The sequence below is a fragment of the Pantoea sp. 22096 genome (assembly GCF_052045955.1).
GTDB classification, from domain to species: Bacteria; Pseudomonadota; Gammaproteobacteria; order Enterobacterales; family Enterobacteriaceae; genus Pantoea; species Pantoea alfalfae.
In genome coordinates this window covers 398,296-414,614 of record NZ_JBQEPW010000001.1, presented here as the reverse complement: position 1 = coordinate 414,614, position 16,319 = coordinate 398,296, and the positions used below count along the sequence as shown (strand labels likewise).

Annotated in this window: 15 protein-coding genes; 5 read left to right on the top strand and 10 right to left on the bottom strand. The window is 57.0% G+C overall.

What is annotated here, in order from left to right; translation table 11 throughout:
• Nucleotides 1-39: 39 nt before the first annotated feature.
• From mglB to ACTJKZ_RS01805, 5 genes are all read right to left on the bottom strand, one after another.
• Nucleotides 40-1,035, bottom strand: a complete 996-nt coding sequence (mglB, locus tag ACTJKZ_RS01825; protein ID WP_222925220.1) for a galactose/glucose ABC transporter substrate-binding protein MglB — start codon at nt 1,033-1,035, stop codon at nt 40-42.
• 309 nt (nt 1,036-1,344) lie between these two features.
• Nucleotides 1,345-2,385 carry an HTH-type transcriptional regulator GalS gene (gene galS, locus ACTJKZ_RS01820; RefSeq protein WP_013358509.1) on the bottom strand — a complete coding sequence of 347 codons (1,041 nt, stop codon included), beginning with the start codon at nt 2,383-2,385 and terminating at the stop codon, nt 1,345-1,347.
• Between the two features lie 147 nt (nt 2,386-2,532).
• Nucleotides 2,533-3,693, bottom strand: coding sequence for a DUF418 domain-containing protein YeiB (yeiB, locus tag ACTJKZ_RS01815; RefSeq protein WP_161732220.1), 1,161 nt, complete (start codon nt 3,691-3,693; stop codon nt 2,533-2,535).
• 50 nt (nt 3,694-3,743) lie between these two features.
• On the bottom strand, nt 3,744-4,409 hold the full coding sequence (gene folE / locus ACTJKZ_RS01810; protein ID WP_061062924.1) for a GTP cyclohydrolase I FolE: 666 nt from the start codon (nt 4,407-4,409) through the stop codon (nt 3,744-3,746).
• A gap of 124 nt (nt 4,410-4,533) precedes the next feature.
• Nucleotides 4,534-5,661 (bottom strand): YbfB/YjiJ family MFS transporter, encoded by a 1,128-nt coding sequence (locus ACTJKZ_RS01805; RefSeq protein ID WP_222925219.1) that lies wholly within the window; start codon nt 5,659-5,661, stop codon nt 4,534-4,536.
• A gap of 117 nt (nt 5,662-5,778) precedes the next feature.
• On the opposite strand from ACTJKZ_RS01805, the gene ptrR reads away from it, so the two are divergent.
• From ptrR to fghA, 3 genes are all read left to right on the top strand, one after another.
• Nucleotides 5,779-6,690: a putrescine utilization regulator PtrR gene (ptrR, locus tag ACTJKZ_RS01800; protein ID WP_161732216.1), complete on the top strand. Its 912-nt coding sequence runs from the start codon at nt 5,779-5,781 to the stop codon at nt 6,688-6,690.
• Between the two features lie 74 nt (nt 6,691-6,764).
• Nucleotides 6,765-7,889 (top strand): S-(hydroxymethyl)glutathione dehydrogenase/class III alcohol dehydrogenase, encoded by a 1,125-nt coding sequence (locus ACTJKZ_RS01795; RefSeq protein ID WP_161732214.1) that lies wholly within the window; start codon nt 6,765-6,767, stop codon nt 7,887-7,889.
• A gap of 12 nt (nt 7,890-7,901) precedes the next feature.
• Complete coding sequence (gene fghA / locus ACTJKZ_RS01790; RefSeq protein ID WP_161732212.1) at nt 7,902-8,744, top strand: S-formylglutathione hydrolase; 843 nt, start codon at nt 7,902-7,904, stop codon at nt 8,742-8,744.
• Nucleotides 8,745-8,836: 92 nt separating this feature from the next.
• On the opposite strand, the gene ACTJKZ_RS01785 is transcribed toward fghA, so the two are convergent.
• From ACTJKZ_RS01785 to ACTJKZ_RS01765, 5 genes are all read right to left on the bottom strand, one after another.
• On the bottom strand, nt 8,837-9,625 hold the full coding sequence (locus ACTJKZ_RS01785) for an ABC transporter ATP-binding protein (protein WP_161732321.1): 789 nt from the start codon (nt 9,623-9,625) through the stop codon (nt 8,837-8,839).
• Entirely contained in the window at nt 9,625-10,701 is a 1,077-nt protein-coding gene (locus tag ACTJKZ_RS01780) for a FecCD family ABC transporter permease (RefSeq protein ID WP_222925217.1), read from the bottom strand. Before ACTJKZ_RS01780 ends, ACTJKZ_RS01785 begins: the two co-directional genes overlap by 1 nt.
• A gap of 348 nt (nt 10,702-11,049) precedes the next feature.
• Nucleotides 11,050-12,516: an amino acid permease gene (locus ACTJKZ_RS01775; protein ID WP_161732210.1), complete on the bottom strand. Its 1,467-nt coding sequence runs from the start codon at nt 12,514-12,516 to the stop codon at nt 11,050-11,052.
• A 117-nt stretch (nt 12,517-12,633) separates the two neighbouring features.
• Nucleotides 12,634-13,500: a DNA-binding transcriptional regulator YeiE gene (gene yieE / locus ACTJKZ_RS01770; RefSeq protein WP_222925215.1), complete on the bottom strand. Its 867-nt coding sequence runs from the start codon at nt 13,498-13,500 to the stop codon at nt 12,634-12,636.
• Between the two features lie 9 nt (nt 13,501-13,509).
• A complete protein-coding gene (locus ACTJKZ_RS01765; protein ID WP_440829135.1) occupies nt 13,510-13,884 on the bottom strand; it encodes a YkvA family protein in 375 nt (124 codons plus the stop codon).
• 106 nt (nt 13,885-13,990) lie between these two features.
• Here ACTJKZ_RS01765 and ACTJKZ_RS01760 point away from each other — a divergent pair, with 106 nt between their 5' ends.
• Both ACTJKZ_RS01760 and nfo read left to right on the top strand, forming a co-directional pair.
• Complete coding sequence (locus ACTJKZ_RS01760; RefSeq protein ID WP_161732206.1) at nt 13,991-15,046, top strand: YeiH family protein; 1,056 nt, start codon at nt 13,991-13,993, stop codon at nt 15,044-15,046.
• 51 nt (nt 15,047-15,097) lie between these two features.
• Nucleotides 15,098-15,943 carry a deoxyribonuclease IV gene (gene nfo / locus ACTJKZ_RS01755; RefSeq protein ID WP_440829134.1) on the top strand — a complete coding sequence of 282 codons (846 nt, stop codon included), beginning with the start codon at nt 15,098-15,100 and terminating at the stop codon, nt 15,941-15,943.
• The last annotated feature ends 376 nt before the right edge of the window (nt 15,944-16,319 follow it).

Here is a 16,319-nt window from a genome sequence, read left to right as displayed (position 1 = left end):
ATAAAAAAGGCGCGACAGCTGTCGCGCCCGTAATCAATCTTACTTCGAGAACTGAGACAGGTTTTCTTTATCAACCGGAACGTAAGGAACACGGACGATCTTATCGACCATCTTGAAGTTTGTTCCATCGGTTGCCGCTTTGCCGTTCGCCAGGTTGTTGGCAATATCCAGCGTCGCTTTCGCCTGGTTTTCCGCATCGTTCAGCACGGTACCGGCCAGCGCACCGGATTTCACCAGTGCCATCGCTTCTGGCAGGGCATCGACGCCGAAGACCGGGATAGAAGTCATGTTGTGCGCTTTCAGCGCTTCAACGGCACCCATCGCCATCGCATCGTTATTGGCAATCACAACTTCAATTTTCTTCGCGTTCGGGCCTGACAGCCACGCATCCATCTTATCTTTGGCCTGTGCGGTGTCCCACATCGCCGTATCCATCGCTAACTGCTGCGTCTTCAGACCATCTTTGTTCAGGGTGTCGATAACATATTTAGTACGGGCTTCAGCATCTGGATGGCCTGGCTCGCCTTTCAGCAGGACGAACTGAATGGTGCCATCTTTGTTCAGATCCCAGGCTGGGGTCGCTTTCCAGTGCTTCTCAATCAGCTGACCCTGGATGATGCCGGACTCTTTGGAGTCGGTACCCACATAGTAAGCTTTGTCATAGCCGGCCAGGACTTTAGCGTTCGGTTCTTTGTTAAAGAAGACAACCGGCACGTCGTTGGCACGTGCTTTGTCTACGATGACGGCAGCGGCAGCCGGGTCAACCAGGTTAATCGCCAGCGCTTTCACGCCTTTTGCCATCAGCACGTCCACCTGATCGTTCTGTTTGGACTGGTCGTTCTGCGAGTCATTCATCAGCAGCTGTACGCCACCGATCGTTTTCGCTTCTTTCTCGATGTCTTTGCGCACCATTGACATGAAGTTGTCATCATATTTGTAAATGGTCACGCCGATACGGGTGTCAGCTGCGTGAGCGGTTGCACCAAACATCATGCTGGCAACCAGTGCTGTAAGCGTGAAAACCTTCTTATTCATGGTATCTCCGGTTTTATTATGCAGGGTCTTTTTAGCGCTGCCGCAAAATGTGCGGAAGAGCAATTGGTAAAACAGATCGGCGCGTTGGTTAACGTAATGAGGCTGTTAAGCCATCAGACGCCGTCTAAAACCTGACTTCCCTGTGCCAGAACGCTTCCATGAAGAGGGTATGAACCCTTTAACCGGCTACTGAGACCACAACTGATGCCGTTACACTGGCGTTACATAATGTTTCAGTCCGGTAAGACGCTGCCATCATAGTGAGGGCAATGTTAATTAACTGTGAATACAATCACAGATTGAAAACGGTTACATGCCTGAATCGCCTGAATTAGTGACGGACTCCACATTTTGCCGCTGCGCCACAGAATGACGCCGCACCAGGGTTGGCATAAAGATATGCGTTGCCGTGTCATCAAGCAGTCCGGCTGCGCCCTGCAGTGCCAGCTCAGTGGCAATTTTTGCCATAGATACAATGGGATAGCGCACAGTGGTCAACTGCGGATCGGTATAACGGGAAATCGGGATATCATCAAAGCCAATGACAGAAAAATGCTGTGGCACCTGAATGCCGTTGTCTTTCAGCGCAGTAAGTGCGCCAGCCGCCATGCCGTCGTTATAAGCAAACACTGCTGTAAGGTTGAGATTGCGCCCCAGCAGCTCCACCATCGCCGCTTCGCCCCCCTGCATATCTGGCTCTGCGCTGGCGATCCAGCTCTCCTGCGGCCGGATGCCCTGTTCGGCCATCGCCTGCATCCACCCTTCACGGCGCTGCGCCACATCCTCAATGGGATGACTGGAGCAAAGATAGCCAATGCGGCTATGCCCCTGTTGCAGCAGGGTTCTTGAGGCCATCAGTGCACCCGTGACGTTATCCAGACTGACGCTGCGGTGTTCAAATCCAGGGACGATGCGGTTAATCACTACCATGCCGGGCACGTGCTGCATAAAGTCCGCCAGCTCCGCGTCCGGCAGCGTTTTTGCGTGGACCACCAGGGCGCTGCAGCGCTGCCTGATCAGCACCTCGATAGCATGACGCTCTTTCTCTTCCTGATGCCAGGAGTTGCTGATTAACACATGCTTGTGCACGCGCTGCGCCACGGTATCCACTGCTTTAACCAGCGCCCCGAAGAAGGGATCAGAGACATCCATCACCACTACCCCGATCGTATCGCTGACCTGCGTCGCCAGCGCCTGGGCGTTGGCGTTAGGGCGATACCCCAGCGCTTCAACCGCCTGTAACACGGCGTCGCGGGTGTCAGAGGTCACGGCGTTGCTCTGATTGAGAACACGCGACACGGTCGCCACTGACACGCCAGCCTGACGGGCAACATCACGAATAGTTATCATGCAGCAGTTCCAGAAGGGAAAAATAGGGCTTCACGCCGGGTTATACACCGGCGCTATTCTGTCAGGGGCGGGAGGCGTGCAGCGTGAATTGCGTCACATCAATGAAAACGGTTACATACAATTCTGTAACCTTTGTGATGGCGGTCATTATCTGGCGTTGTCGGTAATGCGTGATTTGCCGGCTGAGAGCAGCGTAAACCGCCGCCACAGCCATTCCAGCGGACCCTGTGCGAAGAAATGTAACCAGATGAGTGAAAACAGGATATTGATGAGCCATATCGCAGGCACCATCAGCACCAGTTCCAGCCGGGTGAAATGCATGTAGAAGCCAAAGCGATAGAACAGCGTGGTGCAGATGAGCGTTTGCAGCAGGTAGTTGGTCAGCGCCATACGGCCCACGCACTGGATGGCGTGGCTGATATGCCAGTGAGAAATTTGTGGCCAGTAGGCCAGACAGAGCGCGGCATAGCCCAGGCTAATCAGCGGGCTGGCAAGATCGCGCGGGGCCTGCAGGTAAAAAGCCGCCCAGCGGAATTCCCAATGTAACAGCCATTGCGCGGCTACACCGGCTACCGCAATGGAGAAGCCCATTGTCAGCAGCAGGGCCGCCGCCTGACGATAGTGGCGGAGGGAAAATTCTCCAGTCAGCCAGCCGCTGCGCAGCATTGCGCCACCCATCATCATTAAGCCCGCCAGCTGCCAGCCATATTGAGCCGCCAGCGCCATCAGCCCTGATGAGAGATGATCCAGCCGGTTCTGTATCGCTTCCCAGCCGCCGCTCAGTTTCCAGTACTGCTCATATTGCAGATCGGCAGCACCCGGCAGCCAGGATCGCGTCGGTTCGGGATCGGAGATCGACCCAAACACCAGCAGCACGCCGCAGCCCACCAGATAAAGCAGAATGCCGGTATTCATCAGGCTGCGGGTTGACGGGACGTCACGCAGCACCCGCCAGACCACCAGCCCGATGATGCCGTAATCCAGCAGGATATCGCCTTCCCAGAGAAAGACACCATGCAGAAAACCGATGAGTACCAGAATGGAAAGCCGGGCAGTCAGCCAGCGACTGCCGCGCGGCAGCTGCATTTGCAGACCTGCGCCAAACAGCAGTGCAAACAGGGTGAGGAATTTGAGCTGAGCAAAGGCGTCAGAGAGTGCCCAGGTCCAGACGTCGGAGAGACTGACACTGCCCTGCCAGGCCGGATTCAGGTAAGCAGCAGAAGGCAGGCCGAAGCCCACAATATTGAGCAGCAGGATGCCGAGAATGGCACAGCCTCGAATGAAATCCAGCACGTGATAGCGTTGCATGCGGCACCCTGCCCCATTGAGGCGGGCAGCATTATGCGCCCGCCGTTAACTCAACTATGGCGTACCGCGCGCAAGAATTCCTGGCGGGTATTCTGACTGGACTTGAACAGGCCGCCCAGAGAGGTCGTGGTGGTGGCGCTGGTCGCATCTTTGACGCCACGCGCTTTCACACAGTAATGTACCGCATCAATCGAGACAGCAACGTTGTTGGTGCCCAGCAGCGTCTGCAAGGCCACCAGAACCTGCTGTGTCAGGCGCTCCTGCACCTGCGGGCGCTGGGCGAAGAACTGCACGATGCGGTTGATTTTCGACAGGCCAATCACCTTTTCCTTGGGAATATAGGCAACCGTGGCTTTGCCATCAATGATCACAAAGTGATGTTCACAGGTGCTGGTCAGGGTGATATCACGCACGGTCACCATCTCATCGACCTTCATTTTATTCTCAATGACGGTGATTTTCGGGAAGTTGGCATAATCGAGACCGGAAAAGACCTCATCCACATACATTTTGGCGATGCGATGCGGCGTTTCCATCAGGCTGTCATCTTCAAGATCCAGATTCAGCAGCTGCATAATCTCGGTCATGTGCCCGGCAATCAGGCTCTTACGCGTTTCGTCATCAATGTCGCGCGTCGGTGCACGTAACGGCGTTTCCAGTCCACGCGCCAGCAGCGCTTCGTGAACCAGGGCAGCTTCCTGACTTAGGGTGCTCATTTACTCTTCTCCGGCTGGTGTTGCGCCCGCAAGCTTTTGCCTGCAGGCCCTGTAATCAGGCGCGTATTGTGAAACTTTCTTTGCGGGGAATCCAGCAATCAATCAGATTGGTGATGAAAGCTTTTCATTCAATTTTTCGCCAGACCAGCAGGCCCGCCCACACCAGGCTGATCCCGGCCACCCACAGGGCAGGCTCCAGCCGATGTAACAGAGCCGTTGAGAGAAAAGAGAGCAGCGGACCAACCAGCTGTCCGACCGCATAGCCGGTGGTCAGGAGGCCGGCCATGTAACGCAGATGATGGGGTGCCAGTTCACGGGCGCAAAGCAGCGACAGCTGTACCACGCTGAGGAAGCCGCCGCCCACCAGCAGCGCCCCGGCCAGCAGGCCACTAAAGCCGGGCAGCAGTGCCGCAGCAAAAACGCCCAGCGCCTGAGCCCAGAGCACTACCGCCAGGCGGACGTGACTATGCCCCCAGCGCCGCGTCAGGATGCCCAGCAGGATGCCGACCATCGCCGCACCGCCAAATATCGGCCAGACAAACTGCGCGAAGATGCCGTCAGGAAAACGCGTAGCGGCCATCTGCGATAAAAAGGTGGCGGGCAGGATATAACCAAAGCCCGCCAGACTGTAACTCAGCACCAGACGTTTCAGGTTGCGATCCAGCACCAGCGGCTCAGGTGCCTGATCCGGGCGATGCAGTTCGCCCCGACGCGGCAGATTACGGGTAATCAGCGCAATCAGCAGCAGTGCCAGCGTACCGTAAGCGGCCCAGGCCAGACCGGCAGAGACCTGTAGAGTATGCAGCGCCACCCCCAGCAGACCGCTGACAAAAATACCGCAGCCCGGCCCGGCAAACACGGCCGCCGACAGCCCTGCCCGGCCGTGGCGATGCAGTTGTTCGTTGCTCCAGGCCGCCACCAGCACCATCGCCCATCCACTGGCCCAGCCAATCAGAAAGCGGATCGCACCGTGCAGCCACGGTCCGGTTGCCAGTGCAGAGAGCAGCGTCAGGATCACTGCACCCCATACGCCCGCCTGCAAACGCAGCTCCACCCGCCGGTGCGCGCGCATGGCATCGAATGAGCCACACAGATAGCCAAGATAGTTGAGCGCAGCGACCAGGCTGGCACTGGTGAGCGTCAGCTGGTGCGCCTGAATCATCAGCGGCACCTGCGGCGTAAAGGCGAATCGCCCAATGCCCATCGCCACAAATAAGGTTAAAAACGCGCTGAGCGCGACGCGTAACGCCATTGCTGAACTCCTGTTGTTCTGCCTTGCGATCTCTTCTGACTTGCTAACAGCATGCAGGATGATTAAACTCACGGAAAGTGAATAATATTAACCAACTTGTTTACGGGAAAAGAAGATATGGATTTAGTTCAGCTGCGTATGTTCTGTTCCGTTGCCGAAACGGGCTCCCTGGCGCGCGCAGCCGAACAGCTGCATCGCGTTCCCTCTAATCTCACCACGCGGCTGCGTCAGCTGGAAGAAGAATTAGGTGTGGATCTCTTTATTCGTGAGAAGCAGCGCATTCGCCTGTCACCGATGGGCCATAATTTCCTGAATTATGCGCAGCGTATTCTGGCATTAAGTGAAGAAGCGATGAGCATGACCCGCACTGGTGAACCGGCAGGCAACTTTGCGCTGGGCTCAATGGAGAGTACCGCAGCGACCCGCCTGCCTGGTCTGCTCGCCGCCTATCACCAGCGCTTCCCTAAAGTGGCGCTGTCGCTGATTACCGGCACCTCGGGCGAAATCATCGATCGGGTTCGCGAAGGCACTCTGGCCGCCGCGCTGGTGGATGGCCCGGTTTCCCATGACGATCTGAATGGCTGCATCGCCTTTCGTGAGGAGATGGTGCTGATCACCGGGCTGGATCACGCGCCTATCACCACAGCGCGCGATGTGCAGGACGACACCCTGTTTGCCTTCCGCAATAGCTGCTCTTACCGGGTGAAGCTGGAGAGCTGGTATCGCGACAGCCAGACCGCGCCCGACAATGTGATGGAGATTCAGTCCTATCACGCCATGCTGGCCTGCGTGGCGGGCGGTGCGGGTGTCGCGATGATCCCGGCTTCGGTGCTGAAGCAGATGGCGGATCGGTCGCGGGTGCAGGCGCATACCTTACCTGCGGCTTATCGCGATACCGCCACCTGGCTAATGTGGCGACGCGATGCTTTTACTCCGAATGTTGAAGCGCTGAAGTATCTGATTATTGAACAGTTTGACGATCGTCCGCTCAACGATGAGTTGATCTATCCATTACAGGCGGCGCAATAAGCGTTCCACGCTATGTTTAAACCATAACCACACGACGCCATCGTGCGTCACAATCTGACTGGAAGAGGGATTGCATGAACATGATCAAAACCCGTGCCGCTGTTGCCTGGGCCGCTGGCGAACCGCTGAAAATCGAAGAAGTGGATTTGATGCCACCGCAGAAAGGCGAAGTGCTGGTGCGCATCGTCGCGACTGGCGTCTGTCATACCGACGCCTACACCCTCTCCGGCACCGATCCGGAAGGCGTTTTCCCGGCGATTCTCGGCCATGAAGGCGGCGGCATCGTAGAAGCCGTGGGCGAAGGCGTGACCAGTGTGGAAGTAGGTGACCATGTCATTCCGCTTTACACCCCGGAGTGTGGCAAATGTAAGTTCTGCCTGTCGGGCAAAACTAACCTCTGCCAGGCGATCCGTGCCACTCAGGGCAAAGGCCTGATGCCGGACGGCACCACGCGCTTCTTTAAAGATGGCAAACCGATTTTCCACTATATGGGCACGTCGACCTTCTCTGAATACACCGTGATCCCGGAAATCTCGCTGGCGAAAATCAGTAAAGAAGCGCCGCTGGAAGAAGTTTGTCTGCTGGGTTGTGGCGTGACTACCGGCATGGGCGCGGTAATGAACACCGCTAAAGTAAAAGAAGGCGACACCGTCGCGATTTTCGGTCTCGGCGGTATCGGTCTTTCTGCGGTTATCGGCGCAAAAATGGCGAAGGCTGGCCGCATCATCGCAATCGACCTCAACACCAGCAAATTCGATCTGGCGCGCAAACTAGGTGCCACCGATCTGATTAATCCGAAAGATTACGATAAGCCGATTCAGGATGTGATTGTCGAGCTGACCGACGGCGGCGTGGACTTCTCATTTGAGTGTATCGGTAACGTCAACGTGATGCGTTCCGCGCTGGAGTGCTGCCACAAAGGCTGGGGTGAGTCTGTGATTATCGGCGTCGCCGGTGCCGGTGAAGAGATCTCTACCCGTCCGTTCCAGCTGGTAACTGGTCGCGTCTGGCGCGGTTCCGCCTTTGGTGGCGTGAAAGGCCGCTCACAGCTGCCGGGCATTGTGCAGGATTACCTTGATGGTAAGTTTGCCCTGAACGACTTCATCACCCACACCATGCCGCTGGAAGAGATCAACGACGCCTTTGATTTGATGCACGAAGGAAAATCGATTCGCTCGGTCGTGCACTTTAACAAGTAATCAGGAGGCGTTATGGCATCCACTCTGGAGCTACTGGAAGAACACCGCATTTTTGGCGGCTGGCAGCAGCGCTGGCGTCATCAGTCGGCCGTGCTGAACTGCCCGATGACCTTCAGCATCTACCTGCCTGAACCGCACGGTGATGCGCCGCCGCCAGTGGTCTGGTTTCTGGCCGGGCTGACCTGCAACGATGAGAACTTCACCACCAAAGCGGGCGCGCAGCGCGTGGCGGCGGAACTGGGTCTGGTAATGATTATGCCGGATACCAGCCCGCGCGGTGAAGGCGTTGCCAACGATGAGGGCTACGATCTGGGTCAGGGCGCGGGATTTTATCTCAATGCCACTCAGCACCCCTGGGCCACTCATTTCCGCATGTTCGACTATCTGAGCAGCGAGCTGCCCGCCCTGATTGCGGATAACTTCAAAGTCAGTGAACGTCAGTCGATTATGGGTCACTCCATGGGCGGACACGGCGCGCTGATGCTGGCGCTGCGTCTGGGTAACCGCTTTGCCTCAGCGTCTGCGTTTGCGCCGATTGTAAACCCTATGCAGGTGCCGTGGGGCCAGAAAGCGTTTAAGGCCTATCTGGGCGACGACCAGGCGGCGTGGCGGGAATATGACAGCTGCCAGCTGATGGCAGAGGTGTCGCATCGTCTGCCAGTCCTGATCGATCAGGGCGACAGCGATCAGTTCCTGGCCGATCAGCTGCAACCGGAGCGGTTAGAAGAGATTGCTAAAGCAGTCGGTTTCCCGCTGACGCTGCGTATTCAGCCGGGTTATGACCATAGCTACTTCTTTATAGCCAGCTTTGTGGAAGATCATCTGCGCTTCCATGCACAACATCTGCTAACGTAAAACATCAGGGCCGCAATTGCGGCCCTGAACTTTTCTGCATCCTGTACTGCTACTGCCGCAAACGCTGGCTCAAGGCCAGGCCTGCCCGACTTTCAGACCAGTGCCGGTCCGGTCAGCCCGTCGATCATTACCTGCGGAATGCCGCGTGAGCAGTGTTCGATACGGCCATTCACGCCATACACTTTTGCCAGCGTAGTCGGCGTAATCACCTTATCCGGTTGCCCTTCCGCTACCAGTGCGCCCTGCTTCAGCATCAGCGCGTGTTGCGCATGACGCAGCGCGATATTGATGTCATGCACCACCACCACCGTCACGATGTTGCGCTGGGCTGTTTCGCGGCGTACCAGATCCATCACGTGGAACTGATAGTTGAGATCGAGCGCGCTCAGCGGTTCATCCAGCAGCAGCAGCTTAGGGCGACGGATCAGGGACTGCGCCAGCCCGACCAGCTGCTTCTGACCGCCGGAGAGCTGATCGAGGTAACGCATCGCGAGATGCGCTATCCCCAGTTGTTCAAGCAGATGCATGATTTCGGCTTCGCTGCTGGCGCTGTGCAGTCCACCAGAGGCACGCTGCGCCACAATGATCGACTCCAGCACGTGCAGATGCACGCCCGCAGGCAACGACTGCGGCAGATAGACCACGTTCTTCGCGCGGCGGGCAAACGGCTGAGTCATCAGATCTTCACCGTTGAGCCACATCTCACCCTGACCTTTATTCAGCCCGGCCAGTGCACGCAGCAGCGTCGATTTACCACAGCCATTCGGCCCGAGCAGCACGGTGATCTCACCGCGTGGCAGCGGTGCCACGTTGAGATTTTCAATGACTTTATGTTTGGGATAACCGGCACTGAAGCCGCGTAACGTCAGACCCTGTTCCATCATACCGTCCCCCGATGACGCAGAATAATACTCAGGAAGAACGGCACGCCAATCAGTGAGGTGACGATGCCGACAGGGATGATCACGCCGGGGAGCAGGTTTTTCGAGGCGACTGATGCCAGCGACAGCACCAGCGCGCCAACCAGCGCACTGGCGGGCAGATAGAAGCGGTGATCTTCACCAAACATCATGCGGGCAATATGCGGCGCGACCAGCCCGATGAAGCCGATCGGGCCAACAAACGCCACCGCCAGCGCCGAGAGAATACTGATACGCAGCAGGGTGGTCAGGCGCAGACGACGTACATCAATACCAAAGCTCACCGCGCGATCTTCACCCAGACGCAGCGCCGTCAGCTTCCAGCTGCTCATCATCGAGAACGGCACCAGAATGGCCAGCGCTACGGTCAGTACACCCAGCTTTTCCCAGGAAGCACGCGCCAGGCTGCCCATGGTCCAGAACACCAGACCCTGCAGGGTGTCTTCACTGGCGATGAACTGCATCATTGAAACTAACGCGTTAAAGGTGAAGACCAGTGCAATACCGAACAGCACCACGCCCGCCGACGAAACCTGCGTCCAGCGGGTCACGGCATCCAGCATCAGCGCGGCAAACAGCGCAAAGACAAAGGCATTGGCAGAGATTAACCACTGATCAGGAATGCCGGGAATACCGATGCCGAGAATGATCGCCAGCGCGGCACCAAACGCTGCCGCCGAGGAGACACCGAGTGTAAACGGGCTGGCCAGCGGGTTATTCAGGATGGTCTGCATCTCTGCACCTGCCAGACCCAGCGACAGCCCTACCACCAGCGCCATCAGCGCATAGGGCAGACGAATGTCCCAGACAATCACGCGGGTGCCGGCATCGACGCTGTCGGGGCTGAGCAGCGTATTCCACAGCGTATCAAGTGAGAGTCCGGCCGGACCCAGCGTGAAGTCGAGGATCAGCGAGGCGACAATAGCCACCAGTAATACGCCAATCCAGATCAGGCGGCGGCGCAGCACCTGATGGTAGTTTTGCATGGTGTGGTGAAGCGTCTCTTCCCCCGCCAGCAGCGAAGTTTCAGTAGTCATGTTTGAACCCTGTGTGGCTATCACGTCAGAAAACGCAGCCACAATAGTGCAGGTGATAATAATTATCAATTCGTGAAGATAAGCGAGACGTGAAAAAAGGGTAAAAAACGGTGTTGTTATGGGCAGGATACCGGCAGACACAGCGCGTTGAGGCTGTTCCCGGACTTAAAGCGATGGGAGCATACGTCTGGAGCAAAGCATCGCGGGCCAGGGATGGCCCGCGCTGAGCTTGCCAGGGATGGCGTTTTTGCGTCTTTGCGAAAGACGTATGCTCCCTGAGCATGTGCCCCATCTGCAGCCTCAACGCGCTGTGTCAGGCACCTGACTCAACAGAGCAAGCGCACAGAACTACTCTTTATGAACCGGGAACTCCATCTCGCTGTACTTCACGAAACGGCTGCCGCGCGTCAGTTTGTAGCCGAACCAGATAATCAGGAACAGCGGAAGACCAATATAGGTTGCCGCTACGCCATACCAGTCGATGCTGTCGTTGAGGAAGGCCTGATAGTTCTGACCCAGCGTAATGATCAGGCAGAGCACAAAGGCAAAAATCGGTCCCAGCGGGAAGAAGCCGGAACGGTATGGCAGATCGTTCAGATCACGTCCCTGGGCGACATAGCCGCGACGGAAGCGATAGTGACTGATGGCAATACCCAGCCAGGCGATAAAACCGGTCATGCCTGAGGTGTTCAGCAGCCACAGATAAACCTCCTGGTTGCCAAATTTTGAGGTCAGGAAGCACAGCCCGGCCACGACGGTCGTCGCCCATAAGGCATTGCGCGGCACGCCGCCCTTAGACAGTTTCGCGAAAATACGCGGTGCCTTGCCTTCGGAGGCCAGGTTATACAGCATGCGCGTTGAGGCATACATACCGGAGTTACCGGCTGACAGCACCGCCGTCAGGATAACCGCATTCATCACTGCTGCCGCAGAGAGCAGACCGGCGTTGCGGAACACCAGGGTGAACGGGCTGACGCTGATATCATCAATGTCGTTATGCAGTAATTGCGGATCGGTGTACGGCAGGATCAGACTGATAATGAGAATGGCGAACACATAGAACAGCAGGATACGCCAGAAAATCTGCCGCACGGCGCGCGGGATATTTTTTGCCGGGTCTTCAGATTCGCCCGCCGCGATACCGATCAGCTCGGTGCCCTGGAAGGAGAATCCCACAATCATCGCCACGCCGATCATCGCCGCAAAGCCGCCCGCAAACGGCGCATCGCCCACCTGCCAGTTCTGCCAGCCCGCATGCTCTGCACCGCGCATGATGCCCGTGATCATCAGCACGCCCACGATGATAAAGATAATGACGGTGGCCACTTTGATCAGCGAGAACCAGTACTCCGCCTCGCCAAAGCCTTTTACTGAGATGTAGTTGAGCAGGAATATCAGTCCCAGGAACAGCGCGCTCCAGATCCAGCCCGGCGTGTCGGGGAACCAGTAGGTCATCACCAGCTGCGACGCCACCAGGTCAACCGCGATGGTCACCGCCCAGTTGTACCAGTAGTTCCAGCCGAGTGCGAAACCAAAGCCCTCCTCGACATATTTTGCGCCGTAGGTGGCGAAAGAACCGGATACGGGCATGAAGGCAGCCAGCTCACCGAGACTGGTCATCAGGAAGTAGACCATCAGGCCGATCAGCATGTAGGAGAGCAGTGCCCCGCCAGGGCCAGCCTGAGCAATCGTTGCGCCGGAAGCGACAAACAGGCCGGTACCGATGGAGCCGCCGATGGCGATCATCGTAAGATGACGGGCTTTTAACGCACGTCGTAATGCAGGTTGTTGTGTTGTTTTTGAGTCATTATGCATGTGTTAACGCTACGCTGGGTAAAAATGAGGCGCGATTGTAGCAGCCAGACCGCCTCTGTATAGCTGATGCCATGCTGTTATAAGTTAAGTTCATGATCGCGCCCGAATTATTAGCAATCACTCACGGCAATAGGACAAAAAGCGCGTCAGTGCCTTTGAAATATGCTTCTGCCGGTGATGGATGCGATAGAGCGTCCGGGTCAGACGCGGCAACGGAATCGTCAGTTCTGTCAGCGTGCCCGCCTCCAGCAGATCGGCAATTACCCGGCGCGACAGGCAGCTGATCCCCATGCCGTGCCGCACTGCATGCTTGATCGCTTCTGAGTTGCCGAGCTCCATACCCAGCTGAAAACTCGGCAGGTGTGACAGCAGCAGATAATCGACGATTTCCCGGGTGCCGGAGCCACGTTCACGCAGAATCCACGGCGCTTCTGCCAGGGTTTTCAGCGTCACCGACTGTTGCAGAATCGCGGCATCGGGCGCGGCAAATACCACCAGCTCATCTTCCAGCCAGGGTTCGCTGACCAGTTCGGTCATATGGCACGGCCCTTCAATCAGGCCGACATCCACGCGGAAATCGGAAACCGCCTGAATCACATCCTGACTGTTACCGACGCTCAGCTCCAGCGGCAGACCAGGAAAGTCACGACGATAGGCCGCCATCATGCCCGGCAGCAGATAGTTACCAATAGTGCTGCTGGCGAAGATGCGGATCGCGCCGTTATCCTCTTTGAATAGCTGCTCAATTTCGCCCGCCTGCTCCAGCAGCCCGACCGCACGCGGATAGAGCAGTCGCCCATGCTCATTCAGCACCAGCCGTTTGCCGACCCGATCAAACAACTGCACCCCGAGCTGACTTTCCAGATCGGCCAGCGCCGCGCTGACCGCCGACTGTGACAGCGCCAGCAGTTGCGACGCCTGAGTAGTGGAACCGCTTTTCAGCACTTCGGTAAACACTTCGATTTGCCGCAGCGTAATGTGCATCGTCGCCTCTTAACTCAGTGAATGCCTGACAAGGTAAATAATTAACGCCAGCCAGATCAGCCCAACCACGACCAGCCAGCCTGCCATCTTTTTGCCGCGCGAACGCTGAGACTGTGCGCGTTCGCTGCTGCTGATGCGCACCTCTTGTGGCAGCAGCCGCAACAGAATCATGATGCCCGTGGGAATAATCACCGCGTCATCCAGCAGACCAACAAACGCGATCACATCCGGGATGAGATCGATCGGGCTGACCCCATAAGCAACCAGTCCCAGCATGCCCAGCTTGTTCCACCAGGGTGTGCGCGGATCGCGAAAGGCGAACCACAGCACGAACACATCTCTTTTGATCAGCGTCGCCCAGCGGCGCAGACGCGAAACTATCATGATCACTGCCTTATCGTTTATTCTGGTCAATTATAAATATATTATCAATTTCACTTTTAAGCCAGTCGCCCTCATGATCATGACTCAACGACGAGGAGTGACCATCATGACCGAACTGAGCATCCCTAAAACGCATCATCCCGTTACGCTCTGGTTCCCTGGTCTGCTGCTGACGGCTGCGATTGCCGGGGCAGCCAGCTGGCTGGCGCAGCAACCGGCGATTGCAGCAGCAGGGCTGGGTTCACTGACCCTGGCGATTATGCTGGGGATTCTGGTTGGCAACAGCGTCTATACACCGCTGGCGTCGCGCTGCGACAGTGGCGTGGTGCTGGCTAAACAGAAGCTGCTGCGACTGGGGATCATCCTGTTTGGCTTCCGCATTACCTTACAACAGATTGCTGACGTCGGTTTAAGCGGCATCCTGATTGATGCGCTGACGCTGAGCAGCACCTTTTTTGTGACCTGCCTGCTGGGCATCCGGCTGCTGAAGCTGGATCGCGATACCGTCTGGCTGATTGGCGCAGGCAGCAGTATCTGTGGGGCTGCGGCCGTACTGGCGACCGAGCCGGTGGTGAAAGCGGCGTCGTCAAAAGTTGCCGTGGCTATCGCGACCGTGGTGCTGTTCGGCACCCTGGCCATCTTTATCTATCCGCTGATGTGGCCGCTGGCGCATCACCTGTTTCCGGGGCTGAGTGCCGCGCAGTTTGGGGTCTTCACCGGTTCCACTATTCATGAAGTCGCGCAGGTGGTAGCCGCCGGGCACAGCATCAGCCCGGAGGCTGAGAACAGCGCCGTGATTGCCAAAATGCTGCGGGTAATGATGCTGGCGCCGTTCCTGCTCTGCCTGAGTGCGGTAATCCGCGGCAAACGCAACGCGAGCAAAGCGCGTCAGCCAGTGACCTTTCCCTGGTTCGCCCTGCTGTTTATCGCGGTCGCGCTGTTTAACTCGCTGCAGCTGTTGCCTGCGGCGTTGGTGGCCACGCTGAATGAGCTGGCGGGTCTGCTGCTGGCGATGGCGATGGCCGCGCTGGGCTTAACCACCCGTTTCGGGGCATTGCGTGAGGCGGGCGTTAAACCGCTGTTGCTGGGCGCGCTGGTGTTTGTCTGGTTGATTGCGGGCGGCGGCACCATCAATCTGCTGGTGCAACATTTCATGGGCTAGCGGCATCGGGTATCATGCCGTTTCACCCGTGCATAGCCCCAGGAGAAAGGCATGAAATATATTGGCGCACACGTGAGTGCGGCAGGTGGTGTGGATCAGGCCGTGATCCGCGCCCATGAAATAGAAGCCACCGCCTTCGCCCTCTTTACTAAAAATCAGCGTCAGTGGAAGGCCGCCCCGCTCTCCACAGAGGTGATTGATGCTTTTCGCGCCGCCTGCGAGACGTACAAATTCAGTTCGCAGCAAATCCTGCCGCACGACAGTTTTCTGATTAACCTCGGTCACCCGGTTGAAGAGGCGCTGGAGAAATCCCGCGCGGCCTTTATTGATGAACTGCAACGTTGTGACCAGCTCGGCCTGACACTCCTGAACTTCCATCCCGGCAGCCATCTGCATCAGATTGATGAAGAAGCGTGCCTGAAGCGGATTGCGGAGTCGATCAACATCGCGCTCGATCAGACACAGAACGTGACTGCCGTCATTGAGAATACCGCGGGTCAGGGCAGTAACCTGGGTTTCCGCTTCGAGCATCTCGCCACTATTATTGAGCATGTCGAAGATAAGTCGCGCGTCGGCGTCTGCATTGATACCTGCCATGCGTTTGCCGGCGGTTATGACCTGCGCACCGAAGCGGACTGCGAAGCGACCTTTGCAGAGTTTGAGCGTATTGTCGGCTTTAACTATCTGCGCGGCATGCACCTGAACGATGCCAAAAGCGCCTTTGACAGTCGCGTTGACCGCCATCACAGTCTGGGTGAAGGGAATATCGGTAAAACGGCGTTTAGCTGGCTGATGAAAGATCCGCGGTTTGATGGTATCCCGTTGATTCTTGAAACTATTAATCCTGATATCTGGAAAGATGAGATTGCCTGGCTGAAAGCCGAACAGCAGGGATAGAAAAAGGGAGCCAGCTGGCTCCCTGAGATTTTTGACAAAGTCTGGCCTGGTTGCTGTAAGACTGAGCTTGCACAGGGAACACGGTCAGATCGGAAAGACGCAAAATCCGTCATCCATGACACGCTCGGCCCGCGCGATTACGCACCTCATCCCTGAGGTGCGCCCGTTGCCGGGCCAACGCGTTGCGTTGTTCAAAAACGCCTGGCGTTTTTATCCGGGCGGCGGGACGCTTTCCTCCTCTGACCGTGTTCCCTGAGTTTTAGCTAATTCATCGCTGCCAGATGCACCCTGATAAGAATTTGTGAGTAGTCTGAGGAAGCCAGCTGGCTCCCTGGCCCGCGATGCTTTACTCCAGTCGTATGCTCCCGTCGCTTTA

What these genes read in the sequence shown, in the direction of transcription:
- mglB (WP_222925220.1), bottom strand. Translation starts at nt 1,035, where the DNA reads ATGAATAAGAAGGTTTTCACGCTTACAGCACTGGTTGCCAGCATGATG.
- galS (WP_013358509.1), bottom strand. Translation starts at nt 2,385, where the DNA reads ATGATAACTATTCGTGATGTTGCCCGTCAGGCTGGCGTGTCAGTGGCG.
- yeiB (WP_161732220.1), bottom strand. Translation starts at nt 3,693, where the DNA reads ATGCAACGCTATCACGTGCTGGATTTCATTCGAGGCTGTGCCATTCTC.
- folE (WP_061062924.1), bottom strand. Translation starts at nt 4,409, where the DNA reads ATGAGCACCCTAAGTCAGGAAGCTGCCCTGGTTCACGAAGCGCTGCTG.
- ACTJKZ_RS01805 (WP_222925219.1), bottom strand. Translation starts at nt 5,661, where the DNA reads ATGGCGTTACGCGTCGCGCTCAGCGCGTTTTTAACCTTATTTGTGGCG.
- ptrR (WP_161732216.1), top strand. Translation starts at nt 5,779, where the DNA reads ATGGATTTAGTTCAGCTGCGTATGTTCTGTTCCGTTGCCGAAACGGGC.
- ACTJKZ_RS01795 (WP_161732214.1), top strand. Translation starts at nt 6,765, where the DNA reads ATGAACATGATCAAAACCCGTGCCGCTGTTGCCTGGGCCGCTGGCGAA.
- fghA (WP_161732212.1), top strand. Translation starts at nt 7,902, where the DNA reads ATGGCATCCACTCTGGAGCTACTGGAAGAACACCGCATTTTTGGCGGC.
- ACTJKZ_RS01785 (WP_161732321.1), bottom strand. Translation starts at nt 9,625, where the DNA reads ATGGAACAGGGTCTGACGTTACGCGGCTTCAGTGCCGGTTATCCCAAA.
- ACTJKZ_RS01780 (WP_222925217.1), bottom strand. Translation starts at nt 10,701, where the DNA reads ATGACTACTGAAACTTCGCTGCTGGCGGGGGAAGAGACGCTTCACCAC.
- ACTJKZ_RS01775 (WP_161732210.1), bottom strand. Translation starts at nt 12,516, where the DNA reads ATGCATAATGACTCAAAAACAACACAACAACCTGCATTACGACGTGCG.
- yieE (WP_222925215.1), bottom strand. Translation starts at nt 13,500, where the DNA reads ATGCACATTACGCTGCGGCAAATCGAAGTGTTTACCGAAGTGCTGAAA.
- ACTJKZ_RS01765 (WP_440829135.1), bottom strand. Translation starts at nt 13,884, where the DNA reads ATGATAGTTTCGCGTCTGCGCCGCTGGGCGACGCTGATCAAAAGAGAT.
- ACTJKZ_RS01760 (WP_161732206.1), top strand. Translation starts at nt 13,991, where the DNA reads ATGACCGAACTGAGCATCCCTAAAACGCATCATCCCGTTACGCTCTGG.
- nfo (WP_440829134.1), top strand. Translation starts at nt 15,098, where the DNA reads ATGAAATATATTGGCGCACACGTGAGTGCGGCAGGTGGTGTGGATCAG.